General features: G+C 63.9%; 20 protein-coding genes. 11 read left to right on the forward strand and 9 right to left on the reverse strand.

Annotated features, from left to right (window positions below; translation table 11 throughout):
• Positions 1-73 precede the first annotated feature (73 nt).
• The 3 genes from AC07O3_RS07900 to AC07O3_RS07910 form a co-directional block, all read right to left on the reverse strand.
• Entirely contained in the window at positions 74-1213 is a 1140-nt protein-coding gene (locus AC07O3_RS07900) for a hypothetical protein (RefSeq protein WP_489012934.1), read from the reverse strand.
• A 290-nt stretch (positions 1214-1503) separates the two neighbouring features.
• Positions 1504-1923, reverse strand: coding sequence for a DUF1330 domain-containing protein (locus AC07O3_RS07905; protein WP_093074218.1), 420 nt, complete (start codon positions 1921-1923; stop codon positions 1504-1506).
• 24 nt (positions 1924-1947) lie between these two features.
• The gene (locus AC07O3_RS07910; protein ID WP_495339013.1) at positions 1948-2679 is read right to left on the reverse strand and encodes a putative quinol monooxygenase; all 732 of its coding nucleotides are present in this window, start codon (positions 2677-2679) and stop codon (positions 1948-1950) included.
• Between the two features lie 113 nt (positions 2680-2792).
• Between AC07O3_RS07910 and AC07O3_RS07915 the strand changes: the two genes are divergently transcribed.
• A complete protein-coding gene (locus AC07O3_RS07915; protein ID WP_495339014.1) occupies positions 2793-3773 on the forward strand; it encodes an AraC family transcriptional regulator in 981 nt (326 codons plus the stop codon).
• A 103-nt stretch (positions 3774-3876) separates the two neighbouring features.
• Here AC07O3_RS07915 and AC07O3_RS07920 read toward each other — a convergent pair whose 3' ends face one another.
• Positions 3877-4758, reverse strand: a complete 882-nt coding sequence (locus tag AC07O3_RS07920) for a LysR family transcriptional regulator (protein WP_495339015.1) — start codon at positions 4756-4758, stop codon at positions 3877-3879.
• A 162-nt stretch (positions 4759-4920) separates the two neighbouring features.
• On the opposite strand from AC07O3_RS07920, the gene AC07O3_RS07925 reads away from it, so the two are divergent.
• Positions 4921-5823, forward strand: coding sequence for an NADP-dependent oxidoreductase (locus tag AC07O3_RS07925; protein WP_495339016.1), 903 nt, complete (start codon positions 4921-4923; stop codon positions 5821-5823).
• Positions 5824-5905: 82 nt separating this feature from the next.
• Here the strand turns inward: AC07O3_RS07925 and AC07O3_RS07930 are convergent, their stop codons facing one another.
• From AC07O3_RS07930 to AC07O3_RS07945, 4 genes are all read right to left on the reverse strand, one after another.
• Positions 5906-6751, reverse strand: a complete 846-nt coding sequence (locus tag AC07O3_RS07930) for an amidohydrolase family protein (RefSeq protein ID WP_495339017.1) — start codon at positions 6749-6751, stop codon at positions 5906-5908.
• Complete coding sequence (locus AC07O3_RS07935; protein ID WP_495339018.1) at positions 6744-7709, reverse strand: Bug family tripartite tricarboxylate transporter substrate binding protein; 966 nt, start codon at positions 7707-7709, stop codon at positions 6744-6746. The genes AC07O3_RS07930 and AC07O3_RS07935 overlap by 8 nt, the downstream gene beginning before the upstream one ends.
• A 118-nt stretch (positions 7710-7827) precedes the next feature.
• Positions 7828-8802 carry a Bug family tripartite tricarboxylate transporter substrate binding protein gene (locus AC07O3_RS07940; protein WP_495339019.1) on the reverse strand — a complete coding sequence of 325 codons (975 nt, stop codon included), beginning with the start codon at positions 8800-8802 and terminating at the stop codon, positions 7828-7830.
• A 37-nt stretch (positions 8803-8839) separates the two neighbouring features.
• Entirely contained in the window at positions 8840-9967 is a 1128-nt protein-coding gene (locus AC07O3_RS07945) for a mandelate racemase/muconate lactonizing enzyme family protein (protein ID WP_495339020.1), read from the reverse strand.
• Positions 9968-10074: 107 nt separating this feature from the next.
• Between AC07O3_RS07945 and AC07O3_RS07950 the strand changes: the two genes are divergently transcribed.
• Positions 10075-10941 carry a LysR family transcriptional regulator gene (locus tag AC07O3_RS07950; RefSeq protein ID WP_495339021.1) on the forward strand — a complete coding sequence of 289 codons (867 nt, stop codon included), beginning with the start codon at positions 10075-10077 and terminating at the stop codon, positions 10939-10941.
• 53 nt (positions 10942-10994) lie between these two features.
• On the opposite strand, the gene AC07O3_RS07955 is transcribed toward AC07O3_RS07950, so the two are convergent.
• Positions 10995-11945, reverse strand: a complete 951-nt coding sequence (locus AC07O3_RS07955; RefSeq protein ID WP_495339022.1) for a LysR family transcriptional regulator — start codon at positions 11943-11945, stop codon at positions 10995-10997.
• Positions 11946-12233: 288 nt separating this feature from the next.
• On the opposite strand from AC07O3_RS07955, the gene AC07O3_RS07960 reads away from it, so the two are divergent.
• The 8 genes from AC07O3_RS07960 (at position 12234) to AC07O3_RS07995 (ending at position 18028) form a co-directional block, all read left to right on the forward strand.
• A complete protein-coding gene (locus tag AC07O3_RS07960) occupies positions 12234-13166 on the forward strand; it encodes an NAD(P)-dependent alcohol dehydrogenase (protein WP_495339023.1) in 933 nt (310 codons plus the stop codon).
• A gap of 1 nt (position 13167) precedes the next feature.
• Positions 13168-13863 carry a helix-turn-helix transcriptional regulator gene (locus AC07O3_RS07965; protein ID WP_093074206.1) on the forward strand — a complete coding sequence of 232 codons (696 nt, stop codon included), beginning with the start codon at positions 13168-13170 and terminating at the stop codon, positions 13861-13863.
• Positions 13864-14077: 214 nt separating this feature from the next.
• Positions 14078-14647 carry a flavodoxin family protein gene (locus AC07O3_RS07970; protein ID WP_426393177.1) on the forward strand — a complete coding sequence of 190 codons (570 nt, stop codon included), beginning with the start codon at positions 14078-14080 and terminating at the stop codon, positions 14645-14647.
• 25 nt (positions 14648-14672) lie between these two features.
• Positions 14673-14972 (forward strand): superoxide dismutase, encoded by a 300-nt coding sequence (locus tag AC07O3_RS07975; RefSeq protein ID WP_093074202.1) that lies wholly within the window; start codon positions 14673-14675, stop codon positions 14970-14972.
• Positions 14973-15000: 28 nt separating this feature from the next.
• Positions 15001-15696 carry a type 1 glutamine amidotransferase domain-containing protein gene (locus AC07O3_RS07980; protein WP_093074200.1) on the forward strand — a complete coding sequence of 232 codons (696 nt, stop codon included), beginning with the start codon at positions 15001-15003 and terminating at the stop codon, positions 15694-15696.
• 27 nt (positions 15697-15723) lie between these two features.
• Positions 15724-16755, forward strand: coding sequence for an amidohydrolase family protein (locus AC07O3_RS07985; RefSeq protein WP_495339024.1), 1032 nt, complete (start codon positions 15724-15726; stop codon positions 16753-16755).
• Positions 16756-16777: 22 nt separating this feature from the next.
• Entirely contained in the window at positions 16778-17518 is a 741-nt protein-coding gene (locus AC07O3_RS07990; protein ID WP_495339025.1) for an SDR family oxidoreductase, read from the forward strand.
• A gap of 141 nt (positions 17519-17659) precedes the next feature.
• Complete coding sequence (locus AC07O3_RS07995) at positions 17660-18028, forward strand: antibiotic biosynthesis monooxygenase family protein (RefSeq protein ID WP_495339026.1); 369 nt, start codon at positions 17660-17662, stop codon at positions 18026-18028.
• Positions 18029-18043 lie beyond the last annotated feature (15 nt).

Raw genomic sequence — 18043 nt, forward strand, 5'->3', positions numbered from 1 at the left:
ATGAGCCCGCAAGCGCAGCAACTCAACACGCGTCCTCGTCATCAAATCAATCTACGACTTGATCAGACGTTCCCTAGCTGCCCATCAGGCGATCGTTCTCCGCGAATATCCGGCATGACTGCCCCGTCTTCTGGCGACAGTAGGAAAGGGCGGAGTTTCGTGCCTTGTCCGGGGAGTGGGCGTCCTGAGCCCAGTAGACACGCCCGCCTTCTGCCGACATCGCCATGGCCTTTTCATTGGGGACACCGTGGAAATAGAGCATCGCCTGTTGGCGCGATTCCGGCGGCAAGCCATCGAGAAACGCCGTCAGGTCCACGCGATCTCCCGCGGGGAGACGGTTGCTTCGAAGAAACCTGTCTATTTCCGGCCGCGTCAGCGCGCTGGCTTGCCAGCGAAAGAGCGTGTGTCCGTCCTTCTCAAACGGCGGGAGCAGAACAGAGTCGGCAATGCCGCCGCCTGAGCGATAGGCGACAAGCATGCGTTCCATAAGCTTCGGGCCGAAGAACGGATCGTTTTCCGCGTATAGCCACAGCGTTGGTACCCGCGACGTTTTCCCGAACCCGTTCATGGTGCGGACGAGGTCCGCATCGAAGAGATCGCAGCCCGAGGCGCGCACACCGGGAGTGGCGTTGTGGTGGTAGACGCCGCCCGATATGTTCACCACGGCCGTCAACGGATGATCCGCGCGGGCCGCCAGGTCCAGCATGGAGGCGCCGCCGATCGAAAAGCCGACACCCAGCGTCGTCGCCGGGTCGACGTCCGGTCGGCTGTGCAGTGCATTCAGCACCTGGCCCAGGTCGTCGGCATGCGCATCGAAGTAATGCGCAACGTCAGGCGCCTTGCAAGTGCCGGCCTCGTCCTGAACGGCGCCGGTCGAGTTGCCATAGCCGCGCCAGACGACCGACGCTGCCAACCAGCCGCGGTGCGCAAAATCATGGGCAAGATGGGACAGCCAATCGGCATGCATGTCCGAAGGTTCGAGTTTTCCGTTGGAGCCGTTCACGATGAGCGCAACCGGAAATTTTCCGTCGCCGACAGGTCGAACCACGAACGCCTCGAGCAGCTCGACCTTGTCGGGCGCAACACGGACAGGCAGCATGAGCCGCTCTTCACGCACTTCGGTTTCAGCAAGGCATTGGGAAGCGAAGAGGGCGATCCCGCAGCCGATCGTCAGCAGACGCGCAGTTCTGTGCAGCAATTCAAGTAGTTTCATGAGAAGCGCGTGGCTTTTATTAAATCGAAGACATGGTCGTGCGGCCGCCAACCTTTGCAGGCCTGCAGTTCCCGCACGATGCCGCGTTTATGGCAGCGCTCCATGACCTTCGCCTGACCACACGTGCCTGCCAGCACATACGCGTGCGGAGGATGCGCAAGCGAAGTCTCGGGGCGCTATCTGAACCTTCTGCCCACTGCCTTGAAGAACATGCGGCGTTCCGCAGGCTGCGCAGGCTGATTCGATGGTTTCATGGAGGATGCTTTCGTCTTCTTCTCTTGCTTGACCCGTTACCGAAGGACGTGTTCTGGCACAGGCGGAGCACCCTCGACGATGTACACGCGCGACTTCGCCGATTTGAAGCGAATGGGCCGGATCGCCCGATACGCTGGCGAGTCGTACCAGGCCTGTGCCTGCTCGAGGCTGGGGAAGGCAATCATGACGATGCGTTTGCCAGGCTCGCCTTCGAGTGAGTTGACCTGCCCGCCCCGCACGAAGTAGTAGCCGCCGAAGGGCTTGAAGGTCGAGTCCACTTGCGCGCTGTAGGGCTTGATGCCCTCCGGATCCGTGACCTCGAATTCCGAGACGTAGTAGGCCGGTGCCTTGGTGGCAGAAGCCTGCGTGTGCACGGCATCCGCTGCGCAGCCGCTCAGGACGACGGCGGCAAGAGCGGCAATCTGCAGGCTCTTGATATGGGTGAACGAGATCATGGATGCAAGCGTGGTGTGGTGAATTCAGCGTGAGGGAAGGCCGAGGGCGATGGGCTGCGCCTCCATGAGCTTGCGCGAAACGATCATGGACTTGGTGGTCTCGACGTACTTCTTGAAGTGCGGCGAGTCGATATGCAATCGATACGCCGCGTCATCCGCGTAGATCTCGAAGAAGCGCAATTGAGCGGGCTGCGCCTTCAGTGCAACGGCATAGAGTGCCAGCACGCCCGGCTCGATGCGGATCGACGTGTCGATTTCTTCCGTCACGGCATCCTTGTAGGCCTGGAGCTGGGCTGGATCGATCGTGAGTTCCGCCACGCGCACGAGCGGCTGGCCGCTCAGGCTTGCCTTGGCTCCAAGACGCACGGGTACGACTTCATGCAGTTCACGGCGCAGCATCATGGCGTCGGTCACCGCGCGAAATTTCTGGAAGTGGGGCGTCTGCACGTGAGCCCTGTAGGCCTGCGCGTCGACGTACATCTCAAACACACGGACGCGACCGGGGTTGTCTTTCTCCGCCGCGGCGTGGAAGGCGAGGACTCCCGGCTCCAGCATGCTGGCCTCGGCGTTTTCGCGCGCGGCCTTGCGAAAGTCGTCGAGTCGGGTCTTGTCGACATCGAGTTCTGCAAATCGCACGAGCGGTGTCGAGGCCGGTTGGGCGAGCGCTGTCTCGCTCAGCGCCAGCGGCAACAGCGACGTGCCGAAGAGTGCGAGCTTCCAGAAATGCCTGGGCGCGCGAATGGTCGGAAATGGCATGCCTCATTCTTGGCGCAAACACGACAGCCTCGATAGACAGATCCGCGCGAGTTCTTGCCTGATCCGAGCGTCGCCGCAGGTAATGGACAAGCGACCGGCAAGTACGCCCTACCATGCGCCATTTCAGCCTTGGAGAAAGAGAAGTGAAGCAAGAGCGGCCCAGTTCCGGCGTACAGCCGGATACGTTCGAGGCCCTGCGAGCCGCGCTGGCACAGCGCATCGCCCGCTGGACGGACGGCACCGAGCAATTCGACACCGCCGTTCCGGGATTGACGCTCTATCGTCACGACGAGCCGACAGAGCCGATGAACTGCATGGTGGGCCCCAGCATTGCGCTGACCGTGCAGGGCGCCAAGCGCGCGTTGCTGGGCGAGCATGCCTACAGCTATCACAGTGGCCGCTTCCTCCTCGCCGCGCTCAACTTGCCGGTGGTGTTGCAGGCAGTGGAGGCGCACCCAGACCGGCCATACCTGAGCCTGGTGCTGACGCTGGATGCACGCAGCATCGCGGAGCTCGTCCTGCAGGCCGAACCGCCGGCGCTGGAGGGACAGGCGAGCTTGATGCCGGGCCTGGTTCTGGGCGAAACGACGGAGAAATTCCTCGAACTCTTCTTGCGGCTCGTCGACCTGCTGGACGATCCGGCGGCCCTTCCGGTGCTTGCGCCAATGGTGTGCAAGGAGATCTTCTATCGCTTGTTGATGAGCGAGCAGGGCGCGCGGTTGTGGCAGATGGCGTCGGCAGGAAGCCACAACCAGCGCATCGCGCGTGCCATCGAATGGTTGAAGCTGAATTTCGCGCAGCCGCTGCGCGTAGAGACGCTTGCGGCCGACGTGCAGATGAGTCCATCGCGTTTCCGTCGGCATTTCCGTGCCCTGACGGCCATGAGCCCGCTGCAGTTCCAGAAGTGGCTGCGCCTGAACGAAGCGCGCAGGCTGATGCTGTCCGAAGGCATCGATGCTTCGAGCGCATCGTTCCAGGTGGGGTATCAGAGCCCGTCGCAGTTCAGCCGCGAATACGGTCGTCTGTTCGGCGCGCCGCCGCGGCGCGATGTCCAGGATCTGCGGCAGAAAACCAGTGCCGACGCGGCTCGCTAGCTGCGCCCGGCCTGCTAGCCCCGTATCTTGGGCAGTCGTTCTGCCACTGCGTCGACCACATCGTCGAAGCATTCACTCCAGAAACGCGGTTTGAATCAGCGCATCAGCGGAAGTACTCGCAGAGGAAATTGACGAAGGCACTCACTTTGGGGCTCACCAGTCGCCGCGATGCGTGCAGCACCCAGCCTTCGATCGGAGGCGCCTGCGCCGCGCCCCACTCGACGAGGCGTCCGGCGGCGATGTCTTCGGCGATCACCGAGCGCGGCACCATGGCGGCGCCGGCGCCGGCAAGCACGGCGCTTCGTATCAGCAAGGGGGTCGAGAAGCACAGCACGGGTTGCGGGCGAAAGATATGCACGTGGCCCGCCGCGTCGACCACCGTCCACGGGCCCACCTCGGCGCGGCCGGTGCGCACGATTGCCCGGATTTCGGTATCGCCCGATGGCCCGGGCTGCGGCCGGTGCACATCGGGCGACGCCACGAGCACCAACTGGTCGCTTAGGAAGCGGCGGCCGACCAGCGCATCATCTGGCCGCGGGTTGAAGCGCAGCACGACGTCGTATCCGTCGCCCACGAGATCGACGAGGCGGTCGTCCGCGGTCAATTCCAGCCGCACCTCGGGATAGGCGTCGAGGAACGCCGCGCCGAACCGTCCCATTGCGGTATGCGCGAACATGAGTGGCGCACTGACGCGCAGCACGCCGCGCGGCCGGCCGATGCCGGCCTTCAGTTCGTCGATCACCTGCGCGATCTCGCCGAAGGGATCAGCGGTTCGCGCATGCAGGATGGCGCCCTCGGGCGTCAGCTTCAGCTTGCGCGCACCGCGCTCGACGAGGCGCACGCCCAGGCTTTCCTCCAGCGCCCGTACGCGGCGAGACAGCGTGGCCTTCGGCTGGCCGCTGGCACGGCTTGCGAGCCCAAACCCGCCGTGGGTGGCGACGAGGTTGAAGTCGGCGACTGTGGTGATATCCAAAGAGTGTTCCATGCGTGAGACATCGTGTCCAAGTTTTCTGGACTATGCACCATGCATGGGCCGTCAAACAATGGCGGCGTGGACAGGAACTGGCGGTTGGGCCGCACGCGTGCGGCGGCCATTGGCTCCTTCGATGCCCACTCCATTCACCAACGTCAAACAAGGAAACACCCAATGAGAGCAGTACGGTTTCACAGCTACGGCGGCCCGGAGGTTTTGAAGATCGAAGAAGTCGATATGCCCGAGCCAGGCCCAGGCCAGGTGCGGATCGCGGTCAAAGCGGCGGGGATCAACCCGATCGACTGGAAACTGCGGGCCGGATACATGCACGAGATGATGCCCCTCGCGCTGCCGGCGGGCAGCGGTTTCGATGCATCGGGCGTCATCGACGCGATCGGTGAAGGCGTCTCCAGCGCGTTGGTCGGCGATGCCGTGTTCGGCAAAGGGCACAACACGATGGCCGAGTACGCGATCCTGCACGAGTGGGCACCCAAGCCCGTTGGGCTTTCCTATGAAGAAGCCGCGGGCTTTGCCGTCGCGATCGAGACGGCCGCACGGATCATCGACCAGGTGGGTGTGAAGCCAGGGCAGACGCTGTTGGTCAGCGGTGCTGCCGGCGGGGTGGGGTCCGCGGTGATCCAGCTTGCCAAGGCCGCGGGCATCCGCACGATCGGCACCGCCAGCGAGCCGAAGCACACGTATCTGCGTTCTTTGGGCGCGCTCCCGACGACCTACGGTCCCGGCCTGTCCGAGCGGGTGGCGGCCCTTGCGCCGGAGGGTGTGCAGGCGGCACTCGACATTGCCGGTTCTGGCGTCATTCCGGAACTGGTGGCGATCACCGGCGACCCCTCGCAGGTTCTGTCGATCGCAGACCTGTCTGCCCCTCAATACGGCGCAAAGTCATCGTTCGAGCCGACGGAATCGACAAAGGCCCTGGCAGGCGCCGCAGCACTGTTCACCGCTGGATCGTTCACCTTGCCAGTAGAGAAGGCCTTTCCGTTGGACAGCATTGCCGCCGCGCATGAACTGAGCGCGCAAGGTCGTGTCACCGGGCGGCTCATCGTCACGATGGGTTGATTGCGAAGCAAGCAGGGCTGCGGGAAGTGGTCCTGCTTGCCTCACGGTGCCGCAGCGAGATTGCAGGAGCATCCTTCCATGCTCAAAGCCGATTGCGGTCGTAAAGCACACAAGGGTTTTCGTGCATGACACGTCTCAGCAGTTCAGGCCCGTCCAGCCAGTGCGGGATGGTCAGACCGATCTCAGAAGGGTCAGGCGGCGGAAACGGATGCTTTGAACTCGGCGGATGAGGCCAGTCACTTCCCCACACCAACCGCCGGGAGTTGGCGGCGACCATCGCATCGACCACCGGACGCAGCGAGCGCCACGGTCCCTCGGTCCGCTGCACCCTGTACGGACCCGACAGCTTGACCCAGGCCTGCCCCTCACGCATGAGCGCCAGCAGGTCCGCGAAGGCGGCGCTACGCAGCAGTTCATCGACCGGGTGGTGGCCGAAATGGTCGACCACGACAGGCATGCCGCTGGCAGCAATCTGCTTGACCAGGCCAAGGTCCTCCTCCAGATCGACCAGCACCTGGATATGCCATCCGAAGGGCTTTACCCGATCGATGACGCTTTCGATGTCGTCCGGTGCACCGGGAAAGAGCCGGTTGATGCGAGTCCCGCAGGCGCCGAGCTTGTGCCAGCGGGCAATCTGCGCATCGGAGGTGACGGCCGCGTCGGGGTACACGACGGCAACGCCCCGCAGCCAGTCGCCGTTCGTGGCCAGCGCATCCTCGAAGCTTGAATGGTCCGCGCCGTAAACGCTGGGGTGAACCAGGACGGCGCGCTGGATGCCTCTTGACTTGCACACCTGTCGAAACGCTTCGAGCGGTGCGTCCTCGGGAACGTAGGCCCCGCCAGGCGCAAGCGGGTAGCGGGCGTTGTCGAACACATGGAAATGGCAGTCCCACCATGGCTCTGCTGCCGCCTGACTGTCGTTACTCATTGACCAATCTTCCTTGTTTGACGAGCGAGACCGCCAAGGCCTCGTCCGCTTTGAGAATCTCGGCGAAGCGCTTCGGGTCCTCATAGTGGGCGCCGCTGCCGATCGCTTTCAATCCGAGGTCGAACGCCGGGTCGCTGGCGACCTTTTGTGCCGCGGCGGTGAGGGCCGCGACAACGGAGGCCGAGACACCCTTGGGCGCAAGAAGGCCAATGTACGTGCTGGCGTCGAATTCCGGGAGACCTGCTTCCTTCAGGATGCGTGTGTCGGGCACTGCCACGTCGCGCGTGAGGCCGAGCACCACCAGCGTGGTCAGGGTGCCTGCTTTCAGATGAGGAAGGGAGCTGCTGATCTGATCGAACATGACATCGATGGTGCCCCCGCGCAGATCGATCAACGCGGGACCGGAGCCCTTGTAGGCGACCGGTGTGAAGCGGCAGTTCGCAGCGTTCTCGAACTGCAGCATGGCCAGGTGGTTGGGCGATCCGGGACCGGCGTGGCCCACGTTCAGCTTTCCGGGGTTGGCGCGAGCGTAGGCGATGAACTCCTCGAGCGTCTTGAAACGCGGATCGCCGTTTCGAACCACGACGGCAATGGAGGTCTTGCTCAGAACGCCGATGGGAACGAAGTCTTCCGACTTGTACGAAGTCTTGAACATGTGAGGCAATGTGCCGAGCTGGCCGGGCGTGGCCGCCAGCAGCGTTGCCCCATCGGCAGGCGCCTTCGACACGAGGGCGGTCCCGATGGCGCCGCCGCCACCGCCCCTGTTGTCGACGATGACGCTCTGTCCCAACAGCTTGGCATACGGCACCGCAATCCAGCGCGCCACGATGTCGGCGTTGCCTCCGGGAGCGAAGGGAACGACCAGGGTGATGGGTTTGTTGGGCAGCGCTTGGCCCCAGGACGCGCCTGCCACGAGCGAGGCGCCGGCCACGAGGGCCGAACGACGGGTGATATTCATGTTGTGTCTCCGAGTTGATGCTTGCCAGTCCCCTGGAACAAGCGATGCAGGAGCGCTGGTGCCCTGCGCTTTTTCTTTTGACCTGACGTGATGTGACGTCACCTGACGAGGGCGCGCTTCAGGCGTCGACCTTGATACCGCGCGCCTGGATGAGCCTGGCCCACTTGGCGCGCTCGTCACGCATGAAGGCGTCGAAGCGTTGCGGCGTCCCGCCGCCATCTTCGGCGCCGAACTCTTCCAGCCTGCTCACGACATCCGGCATCCTCAGCACCTGGTTGACGTCGTTGTTGATGCGCGCCACCACATCCGCCGGCATCCTGGCGGGCCCGACGAGGCCGAACCAGATGCTGGCGTTGAACCCCGGATAGCCTTGCTCAGCGACCGTGGGGATATCGGCGAAGGCCTTCGCCCGCTTCAAGCCGGTCTGCGCTATGGCCTTGATTTTTCCGCCTTTGATGAACGGTGATGCGGTGGTCATGCCTTCGAACGCGTAGTCGATCTGGCTTCCGACCAGGTCCGTCATCACGTTGGCGGCCCCTCTGTAAGGAACGTGCAGCGCAGAGACATTCGCCGACTGCTCGAACAAGGCCAATGCCAGGTGCTGCGCCGAGCCCGTGCCCGACGAGCCGAAGCTCACCTCCCCGGGCTTCTTCTTGAGCTGCTCGAGCAAGGCAGGAAGGGTTGCGGCCGACTTGGGACTCGCGACCAACACCTGCGGCGTCTGCCCCACCAGCGCGATCGCCGCGAAGTCCTTGTCCGGCGAGAAACCGAGCTTGGGGTAGAGCGCAGGCGCAATTCCCAGAGCGTTGATGTGGCCCATCATGAGCGTGTTCCCGTCGGGAGCCGCCTTTGCCGCCTCGGCCGCTGCGATAAGACCCGCGGCGCCCGCCTTGTTCTCGACGATGACCGGGATGCCCCACAAGACGTTGAGCTTGTTCGCGATGATGCGCGCCAGGATGTCCGTGCCGCCTCCTGCGGAGAAGCCCACGAGAATTCGCACCGGCCCGGAAGGCAGCTTGCCTTGTGCGAATGCCGGATTCGCGCAAAGCGCGCCCGCGGCGGCGACCGTTGAAAGGAAGTGTCTTCGGTGCATTGGGTGTCTCCTTGTTGTGTTCGTCCCTTCCGAGGGCTCAGGTGCCGACCTTGGTCCAATGGCCGAATTTCGAGACTTGTGCCTCGTCGAAGTTGAAGCCCAGGCCGGGCGTCTGGTGCAGAACGACGCGACCCTTGGTCTGTTCCAGCTGGCGGTCCAACAGGCGGCGGAAATTGAGCACCTGGTCGTCCCAGAAGAACTCGACGTAGCGCGCGTTGGGTGTGGACGCCACCAAGGGTGCATGCACGTCGTGGAACCAATGGGGGCACATCTGGATGCCGTAGCCAGCAGCCATGGCAGCGATGCGCTTCCACTCCGTGATGCCCCCGCACACGGCGGCATCGGTTTGCAGAATTGCGGCGGCACCCATGTCCAAGAGGTGCTTGTGGTACCAGCGGCCGTAGCCGATTTCTGCGGTCGCCACGGGAATGCGGGTCAGCTTGGCGAGACGCGCGTGGCTTTCGACGTCGTCCGGACCGAACGGCTCCTCGATGAAGTACGGGTCGTATTGCTCGATGCGGCGCAGGTACTGCATTGCCTGCACCGTATCGATCCAGCCGTTGTTGCAGTCGAGCATTAGCTCGACATCCGGTCCAATGGCTTCGCGGGCAGCCTTGACGCGTGACTCTTCACCTTGAGGGCTCCAGCGGCCGGTCTTCATCTTGACCGCCTTGAAGCCCAGCTCGACGTAGCCGGCCATTTCTTCACCGACGTGCTCGGCCGTCTTGCCGTCCACGTAGTAGCCGCCGCTCGCGTAGGCCGCGACGGTCTCCAGCTCCACGGCTCCGAGATACTTGTGAAGCGGCAGCTTGGCAGTCCGCGCATTGAGGTCCCACAGCGCAATGTCCAGTGCGCTCAGCGCGCGCATGACGGTGCCCATGCGGCCCTGCAGGAGCGCCTCCTGGTACATGTCTTTCCACAGCCCTTCAACGGCCAGCGAATCGCGCCCGATCAGCACAGGCGCCAGCAATTGCTCGACCGCAACGCGAAAGATCTCGCCGGCAGCGTTGCCCACATAGCAGAAGCCGATGCCTTCGACGCCGTCGGTGCTGCGGATCTTGACCAAGCCGTAGTGGCGGTCGACCACCGTGCGGTTCGAGAGGTAAGTGACTTTCTCCAGCGGTACTCGCGCAACACAGACTTCAATAGATTGGATGATGGGCATTTGGGCTCCTTGGGAGGGCATCAGGATTTGATCGGCACAACTTTGCCAAGCAACGACTGCTCAAAAAAGCTGCTTTCCAATGGTTTAGATGACGCAAAATCCGTCGAATGGATACACGCTTTCTGCAGAGCTTCGTGACCGTGGTCGACTGCGGCTCCGTGGCCGATGCCTCTCGCCGACTGGATTTGCCGGCAACCACGGTGACGCAGCAGATGCGCTCGCTAGAGGCGGATATCGGCTGCCAGCTCTTGACCCGCGTAGGGCGAACGGTCAAACCCACGGTGGTCGGCGCGCGCCTCGTCGACCAGGCACGAGAAGTCTTGAGGGGCGTGCGAGAACTGCGTTCAGCCGCATCCGACACCGGGCTGCCGGCAGGTCCATTGCGATTGGGTGCGACGCCAACGGCGTTGATGGGCATGGTCCCTGCGCTGCTGCGGCGCTGGATGAGCGCGCACCCGACCGTGCAGATCTACATCGAGCCCGGGACGTCATCGAAATTGCTCGAGCGTGTCGTGGACGGCAATCTGGATGTGGCCATCTTGGTTCACCCCATCTTCGCCATGCCCAAGACCTGCGAGTGGCGCATGCTGAGGAGCGAGGCACTGATTCTTCTTGCGCCGCAAGAGATGATTGTTCGGGACCCATTGCTCACCGCGGCGCGCGAGCCGTTCATCCTCTACGACCGCAAGGTGGTTGCGGGCAAGATGGCCGACGAATACCTGCGAAGCCGCGGCATCAAACCCAAGGTGCGGTTCGAACTCGATGGCATCGAGCACATCGCGCAGTTGGTGGCCGAGGGCTTCGGCGTTTCGATCCTCCCGGACTGGCCGGCCGTTGGAAAGCCCGATGGCCGAACCAAGCGATGCCCGTTGCCCCCGCCGTGTCCGTCACGAGAAGTAGGCATGGTGTGGTTGCGCTCTTCTGTTCGGTCACCGCTCGCCAATGCGCTTTACGACCTCGTTGAGCGGAAGTAGCGAGCCGATCGTGCGAGGAGATCCTCCATGTCGGCCCGAACCGACGCGCCTCGCTAACCGCCTTCGGCCGGCACACCCAATGCCTTGGGCAGCTGTTCCACCAGCGCATCCACCGCCAGCCGCAGGCGCAGCGGCATGTGCGGCGCAGCGGGCCAGAGGGCATAGCAATCCATCGCGGCGCCGGGCTGGTCGTCCAGCACGCTGACCAGCGCCCCTGTGCGCAGGCGTTCCCTCACCAGCCATTCGGGCAACCACGCGAGACCGAGGCCGGCCGTCGCTGCGTCTGCGATGGCCTCCAGGTCATCGAGCTGCAGGCGTGAGCTGAGCGGCATCTCCGTGATGCGTCCCGTCGCATCGGGCAACTGCCACGTGTTGATGCGATCGGCACGCCGGTAAATGAGGATGCTGTGCGAGGCCAGTTCGCCCGTGTTCTGCGGTCGTCCGTGCGCAGCCAGGTAGTCGGGTGAGGCGCACACGCGCTTGCGCTGCACCACCAGCTTGCGTGCACGCAGGCCTTCGCTTTCGTGGCCGAGGAAGCCGCTGCGAACGGCGAGATCGAAGCCTTCGGCCAGCACATCGACAGGCCGGTCGCTGAAGCTCAGGAGCAATTCGAGCGATGGATGCTCGCGTGCGAGTTCGAGCAGGATCGGCGCGATGCAATGGCGGCCGAACAAGACCGGCATGGAGACGCGCAAACGGCCCGCCACCTGGTGCCGGCCGGACTCCATCTGCGCCTCGGCAGCCTGCAGCTCCGCGAGCGCGCGCAGGCAGTGTTCGTAATAGATCTGGCCGTCCTCGGTGAGGCTTTGCACGCGCGTCGTGCGATGAAACAAGCGCACGTCCAGGCGCGCCTCCAGGCGCGCGATCGCCTTGCCCACGGCCGAGCGGGTGAGGCTCAGATGCTCGGCTGCGCGGGTGAAGCCGCCGAGGCGCACGACGTCCACGAACAAGGTCACGCCGTCGAGCCGCTCCTGGCGTTCCGGCGGTGCCTTTGCCAAATACATTGGTGAATTCAGATCATCGGGCATGGGAATTCGTTTCTACATTGGATAGTATTTTTCTACTTAGTATGCCTGCCGAAAGCTCCTGTGGGAATGCAGGGCAACAAGGATCGGTTTGAGAGCGCGCGCCACGAAAAGACTGGTGCCAAAACCTGGCACCAGCGCTGCCTAGACTGAAATTTCTCAGGCAACACAAGGAAATATCGTGACTCAAGCCAATGGCGCCGCAGCGGAAATTGCGCGCGCGGTGATCCCGGACTGCACTGAATCGTTCGCGAGGAGCAGCCGGCCATGAAACGCATTCAGTACGGCATGTACGGTGGTCCGGAGTTGATGCGGCTCGACGAGTTCGAGTTGGCGACGCCCGGCCAGGGACAGGTGGCCGTGAAGGTCAAGTTTGCAGCCATCAACCCCATCGACTGGAAGCTGCGCAACGGCCAGATGAAGATCGTGACGGGCAGGGCGTTTCCCCGTGCCATGGGGTTCGACTTCTCCGGCACGGTCATCTCCGTCGGACCTGGCGTGACGCGCTTTGTGCCTGGCGATGCCGTCTTCGGGCTTGCGCGCTTCAAGGAAAGCGGCGCGTTGGGAGAAGCCGTGATCGCGAACGAGACCGCCTTGGCCGTAAAGCCCGGCAACGTCTCCTTCGAAGATGCAGCTTGCCTTGGAACCCCCGGCGTCACGGCGTGGAACGGGCTGGTCGACAAGGCGAAGCTGACAGCCGGCCAGCATGTATTCATCAACGGCTGCACCGGGGCGGTTGGCGAAGCGGCTGTCCAGATTGCGCGAATGCACGGGGCCATTGTCTCGGGCAGCTGCAGCGCCGGAGCAATGGAACGGGCGCGGGCCCTCGGTCTGCAGAACATCTTCGACTATCGGACCACCGACCTGTCCAAGCTGCACGAGCGTTTCGACGTCGTCTACGACACGGCCGCCACGATGACGACCGCCCAAGGCTTGGGCCTGCTGCGCGAGGACGGCGTGTTCCTGGACCTCGATCCCACGCCGGGCAAGTTCATCCGTTCGGTCTTCAACCGGCGGCTGAAACCGATCGTCTGCACGCCGCGGCCCGACATTCTCGACAGCCTCGCCCGTGCCGCGGGGGAGGGCAGGTTCCGGATGCCGATCGCCGAGATCGTTCCCCTGAACGAGGCGATCGGCCTCGTCACCGCGCTCGAAGCGGGCCGCAAGCTCGGCGGCAAGGGCCTCGTGGCGATGGCCTGACATGTCGCGAAGCCACCGCCTGTTCGACCTCATGCAGGTGCTTCGCCGGCATCGCGGCACCGTGTCCGGCGAGGTGCTGGCGCGCGAGACAGGCGTGTCGCTGCGGACCATCCGCCGCGACATCGCCACGCTGCAATCGATCGGGGCGCACATCGAGGGCGAGGCCGGCGTCGGCTACATCCTTCGGCCCGATTTCTTGCTGCCGCCGCTGTCTTTCACGGAAGAAGAGGTCCAGGCGCTCGTGGTCGGTGCGCAGTGGGTCAGCCGCCACGCCGACGAAGCGCTGGCGCTTGCCGTGCAGAACGCGCTCGCAAAAATCAATGGTGTGCTCCCGGCCGAGATGAGGGCGGAGTTGGACGACAACGCGCTCTACATCTTTCGCAAAAGGAAGGAAGCATCGGTCTTCGATCTGGCGCAGGTACGGCGGGCCATGCGCGAGCAGCGAAAGATGCACATCGGGTACGCGGACGACAGCGGGGCTATTTCGCAGCGGACCATCTGGCCGATCATGCTCGGCTTCGTCGAATCGCAGCGGCTGATTGCCGCGTGGTGCGAGTCGAGCGGCGACTTCTGCCGTATTCGCACAGACCGCATCGTGACGGTCGATTTTCTGGACGAACGCTACCCGCGTGCGCGCCGGCAGCTTGTCAAGGAATGGCGAGACGGGCTTCCTTGCAACCAGCCCGACAGCGCCTAGCGCGGTCCACGGCCGCGTTCGACGGGTCCATTGGTGAATTCGAACTTTCTCGCAGGGGAATGCTTTTCTACATTGGATAGTATTTTTCTACCTTAGCATCACATTTTCTCTAAAACAGAGAATTCTGGGCGACAAAGCGAGCTTTGCAACTCGATCGCCCTGGACCTTCCTCTCACCCTACAGCGTAGGAAATCTTGAAATGGAAAAGACCCCAATGCTGATTTCGATCGTCCATGACAGCGGCTGGGGCCACACAGCCAGGCAGGCCCAGAGCGTCGCCGAAGGCGCGCGAGAGGTGGCCGGCGCGCAGGTGCAGCTGATCGCCGTTTCCGAAGGCGCCATCCCCTGGGACGTGCTCGAGGCGAGCGACGCCATCGTCTTTGGTTCGCCCACCTACAACGGCTCGCCGAGCGCGCGCTTCAAGCAGTTTTGCGAGGCCTCGACCAAGCCCGTCTGGAACGACATGAAGTGGCGCAACAAGGTGGCCGCCGGCTTCACGAATTCGGGTGCGCAGAACGGCGACAAGCTGCACTCGCTGATCTCGATGGCGCTGTTTGCGGCGCAGCACGGCATGTTGTGGGTAGGCCTGGACTTGAAGCCGGGCAACGACAGCAGCCGCGGCAGCGTGCATGACCTCAATCGCCTGGGCAGTTGGCTCGGCGCCATGGCGCAGTCCAACGGCGACCAGGGACCGGACGACGCCCCCATCACGAGCGACCTGGAAACCGCCGCCCACCTGGGCAGGCGCGTGGCCGAGACCGTTCGCCGACTTCAACCCGCTTGATGCGTTTTCACCAAGGAGCCTCTTCATGAAATTTCTTTGCCTCGACATCCCCGCGCCCGGCGCCACCCTGGAAAAGTACCAGCCGCACATGCAGGACGAAGCCCGCCACGCCTGGCAGCTCTACAAGGGCGGCGTCGTGCGCGACATCTACTTCCGCCAGGACCGCCCCGGCGTGGCCATCATTGCCGAGTGCGAATCGGCCGATGCCGCGCTGAAAGCGCTGCGCGAATTTCCGCTCGCCAAGGCCGGTCTTCTCGATTGGGACGTCATCCCGCTGGGCCCCTTCCTGAACTGGGAATCGCTTTTTGCACCCGGCAACGCCTGAGGCGCGCCGAACACAGGAACCTACGACCATGACCAAGCAAGCTTCCGAACTCAAACCCATCCTCTTCGTCGTCAGCAGCAACGCCGTGAAGGGCGCAACGGGCATTCCCACCGGTTACAACCTGGCCGAAGTCACCCATCCGCTGGAAAAGCTGCAGGCAGCCGGCATCCAGGTGGAGTTCGCCTCCATCCTGGGTGGCGACGCGCCGCTGGATGGACTGGAGGACATGAAAGACCCGGTCATTGCCCGCTACTGGGCCGATGCTGATTTCCGCCATGCCATCTCCCACACGCTGTGCATCGACGACGTGGACCCCTCGCGTTACTCGGCCATCTTCTTTGCGGGCGGCCACGGCACGATGTGGGACTTCCCCGACAACGCGGCCGCGCAGAAGGCCATCCGCGAGATCGATGCCGCCGGCGGCATCGTGTCGGCCGTGTGCCACGGCCCGGCGGCCCTGATCAACGCGCGCCGTGCCGATGGCAGCCTGCTGGTGGCGGGCAAGCGGGTGGCGGCCTTTACCAACGGCGAGGAAGAGGAGGTGGAGTCCACGCACGTCGTGCCCTTCCTGCTCGCGTCCACGCTCAACGAACGCGGCGCGCAGCATCAGAACGCAGCCAACTGGGCCGACAACGTGGTCGTCGACGGACGGCTCATCACCGGCCAGAACCCGCAGTCCGCGGCGAGCCTGGGCATCGCGCTGCGCGACGCCCTGTTGGCATAAGCCCGCTGAAGCTTTCAAGGGGATAGCGTGAAACTGATCTGCGTCGAAGAGCACGTGCTCGACCGTGCCATCGGCGGGGCCACCCAGGCGCTGGTGCGCGCCGAGGCGCCTTACTTTGCCGACTGGGGCAGCCGCGTGGTGGATGGCCAGAACGTGGCCGATCCGAGCCGCCCGCATGTCATTGCGCCCAGCGAGTCCGCTCGCAAAGCGCTGGAGATGGGCGCTGCGCGCCTGGCCGACATGGATGCCGCCGGCATCGACATGCAGGTGCTCTCCTATGGCGGGTTCCCGCAATTGCTGCCCGCCGCAGAGGCCATCGAGCTGAACCGCGCGGCCAATGACAAGCTGGCCGAAACGGCGCAGGCGCATCCCGCGCGCTTCGCGGGTTTTGCCACGCTGCCCTGGCAAGCGCCCGAGGCGGCTGCGCGCGAACTGGAGCGGGCGGTGAAAGAGCTCGGACTCAAGGGCGCGCTCATCAACGGCCGCCCCGGAGACACGTTCCTGGATGATGTGCGTTACGAGCCGATCCTTGCGGCCTTCAGCGAATTGAGGGTGCCGCTGTACGTGCACCCCGGCCTGCCTCTGCCCGCCGTGCAGGCGCCGTACTACGGCGGCCTCGAGCGCGAGCTCAGCGCGCGCCTGGCCATGTTCGCCTGGGGCTGGCACAACGAATCGGGCATCCAGGTCGTGCGCATGCTGCTCGCGGGCGCCTTCGACCGGCACCCCGGGCTGCAGGTCATCAGCGGCCACTGGGGCGAGATGGTCCCGTTCTTCCTTCAACGGCTGGAAGACTCCATCCCGCAGGAAGCCTCGGGCCTCAGGCGTCCCATCGTGCAGACCTACCGCGAGCATGTGTACGTCTCGCCCAGCGGCATGCTCACGCTGCCGCACTTCCAGTTCATCCATGCGCTGATGGGCGCCGAGCGCATTCTTTATTCCATTGACTACCCGTATCAAAGCCTGGACGGCGCGCGAGCCTTCATCGAGCGCCTGCCCGTGAGCGACGCGGACAAGGCCCTCATTGCCCACGGCAATGCCGAGCGTCTCCTGGGCCTGTGACCCAACTTCAAGTGAGAAATACATGACCCAAGGAATCGAAAACAAGGTGGTCGTCATCACCGGCGGCAGCAGCGGCCTGGGCGCGGAAACGGCACGCCATCTCGTATGGGCCGGCGCCAAGGTTGTCTTGGGCGCACGGCGGCTCGATCGCCTGCAGGCCCTGGCAGAAGAACTCGGCCTCGGTGCCGAGAGCGTCGTGCAGACTGACGTCGCGCACCTCGATCAGGTCCAGGCGCTGGTCGCCCGTGCCATCGAATCCCACGGCCGGATCGACGTGATGCTCAACAACGCCGGGGTCATGCCGCTCTCGCCGCTGGAGATGCTGCGCGTGGACGAGTGGAGCCAGACCATCGACGTGAACATCAAGGGCGTGCTTCATGGCATCGCTGCAGCGCTGCCTCCCATGAAGGCGCAAAAGAGCGGGCAGATCATCAACGTCTCGTCGGTGGCTGGCCACATCGTGAGTGCGGGGGGCGTGGTCTACAGCGCGAGCAAGTTCGCCGTGCGCGCGATTTCCGAAGGGTTGCGCAAGGAGGTGAAGCCCTACAACATCCGCTCCACCATCCTCTCGCCGGGCGCGGTGGACACGGAACTGCCCGCCTCCACCAAGGAAGAAGGCATGACGCAGGCCATGCAGGCGTTCTACGAGCGCAATGCGATTCCCGCGAGCAGCTTTGCGCGCTGCGTGCTCTTCGCCATGAGCCAGCCTGAAGACGTCGACATCAACGAAATCCTGTTCCGACCGACACGGCAGGAGTTCTGAACTGGTGCCAGAAACTGGCACGAGCGCATGTCCAAATCAAGCTTCCTCATCGACACCAGGAGTTGGTGCCGAAGGGAAACATGTCGCCCCGCCGACCCGGCTGTCCGACAGAACTCTGATTTTTTCCAAGGAACTGAAAACATGCCCGATATCGAGCCGCTCGACCCGTCATTCCCGGTAAGTCGCCAGATGGACATCGATGCGGCCCCCATCGTGCTGGTCAATCTCTGCACCATGGCGCCTGAAGACGAAGCGGCGTTCCTTGAGGCATGGGCCGCCGATGCCGCCTTCATGAAGAGCCAGCCCGGCTTTATCTCGACACAGCTTCACCGCGCGTTGGGAGACAGCCCAACTTATCTCAACTATGCCGTCTTCGAATCTGCGGCGGCATGGCGCACGGCCTTCAAGCACCCCGGCTTCCGGGAGAAGGCCAAGGCACATCCGGCGTCGATGGTCGCCCGGCCTCATCTCTTTCAGAAGGTCGCTGTGCCGAACCTGTGCACCGCGTAACTGAAAAACGATGCC

Source organism: Variovorax sp. GW821-FHT09D05 (assembly GCF_059416325.1).

Bases quoted from the DNA above. Each gene is read 5' to 3' on its own strand.
- AC07O3_RS07925 (WP_495339016.1), top strand. From the start codon at position 4,921: ATGAGAGCAGTACGGTTTCACAGCTACGGCGGCCCGGAGGTTTTGAAG.
- AC07O3_RS07945 (WP_495339020.1), bottom strand. From the start codon at position 9,967: ATGCCCATCATCCAATCTATTGAAGTCTGTGTTGCGCGAGTACCGCTG.
- AC07O3_RS07930 (WP_495339017.1), bottom strand. From the start codon at position 6,751: ATGAGTAACGACAGTCAGGCGGCAGCAGAGCCATGGTGGGACTGCCAT.
- AC07O3_RS07995 (WP_495339026.1), top strand. From the start codon at position 17,660: ATGCCCGATATCGAGCCGCTCGACCCGTCATTCCCGGTAAGTCGCCAG.
- AC07O3_RS07910 (WP_495339013.1), bottom strand. From the start codon at position 2,679: ATGCCATTTCCGACCATTCGCGCGCCCAGGCATTTCTGGAAGCTCGCA.
- AC07O3_RS07920 (WP_495339015.1), bottom strand. From the start codon at position 4,758: ATGGAACACTCTTTGGATATCACCACAGTCGCCGACTTCAACCTCGTC.
- AC07O3_RS07905 (WP_093074218.1), bottom strand. From the start codon at position 1,923: ATGATCTCGTTCACCCATATCAAGAGCCTGCAGATTGCCGCTCTTGCC.
- AC07O3_RS07915 (WP_495339014.1), top strand. From the start codon at position 2,793: ATGCGCCATTTCAGCCTTGGAGAAAGAGAAGTGAAGCAAGAGCGGCCC.
- AC07O3_RS07900 (WP_489012934.1), bottom strand. From the start codon at position 1,213: ATGAAACTACTTGAATTGCTGCACAGAACTGCGCGTCTGCTGACGATC.
- AC07O3_RS07950 (WP_495339021.1), top strand. From the start codon at position 10,075: ATGGATACACGCTTTCTGCAGAGCTTCGTGACCGTGGTCGACTGCGGC.
- AC07O3_RS07975 (WP_093074202.1), top strand. From the start codon at position 14,673: ATGAAATTTCTTTGCCTCGACATCCCCGCGCCCGGCGCCACCCTGGAA.
- AC07O3_RS07955 (WP_495339022.1), bottom strand. From the start codon at position 11,945: ATGTATTTGGCAAAGGCACCGCCGGAACGCCAGGAGCGGCTCGACGGC.
- AC07O3_RS07960 (WP_495339023.1), top strand. From the start codon at position 12,234: ATGAAACGCATTCAGTACGGCATGTACGGTGGTCCGGAGTTGATGCGG.
- AC07O3_RS07935 (WP_495339018.1), bottom strand. From the start codon at position 7,709: ATGAATATCACCCGTCGTTCGGCCCTCGTGGCCGGCGCCTCGCTCGTG.
- AC07O3_RS07940 (WP_495339019.1), bottom strand. From the start codon at position 8,802: ATGCACCGAAGACACTTCCTTTCAACGGTCGCCGCCGCGGGCGCGCTT.
- AC07O3_RS07965 (WP_093074206.1), top strand. From the start codon at position 13,168: ATGTCGCGAAGCCACCGCCTGTTCGACCTCATGCAGGTGCTTCGCCGG.
- AC07O3_RS07980 (WP_093074200.1), top strand. From the start codon at position 15,001: ATGACCAAGCAAGCTTCCGAACTCAAACCCATCCTCTTCGTCGTCAGC.
- AC07O3_RS07970 (WP_426393177.1), top strand. From the start codon at position 14,078: ATGCTGATTTCGATCGTCCATGACAGCGGCTGGGGCCACACAGCCAGG.
- AC07O3_RS07990 (WP_495339025.1), top strand. From the start codon at position 16,778: ATGACCCAAGGAATCGAAAACAAGGTGGTCGTCATCACCGGCGGCAGC.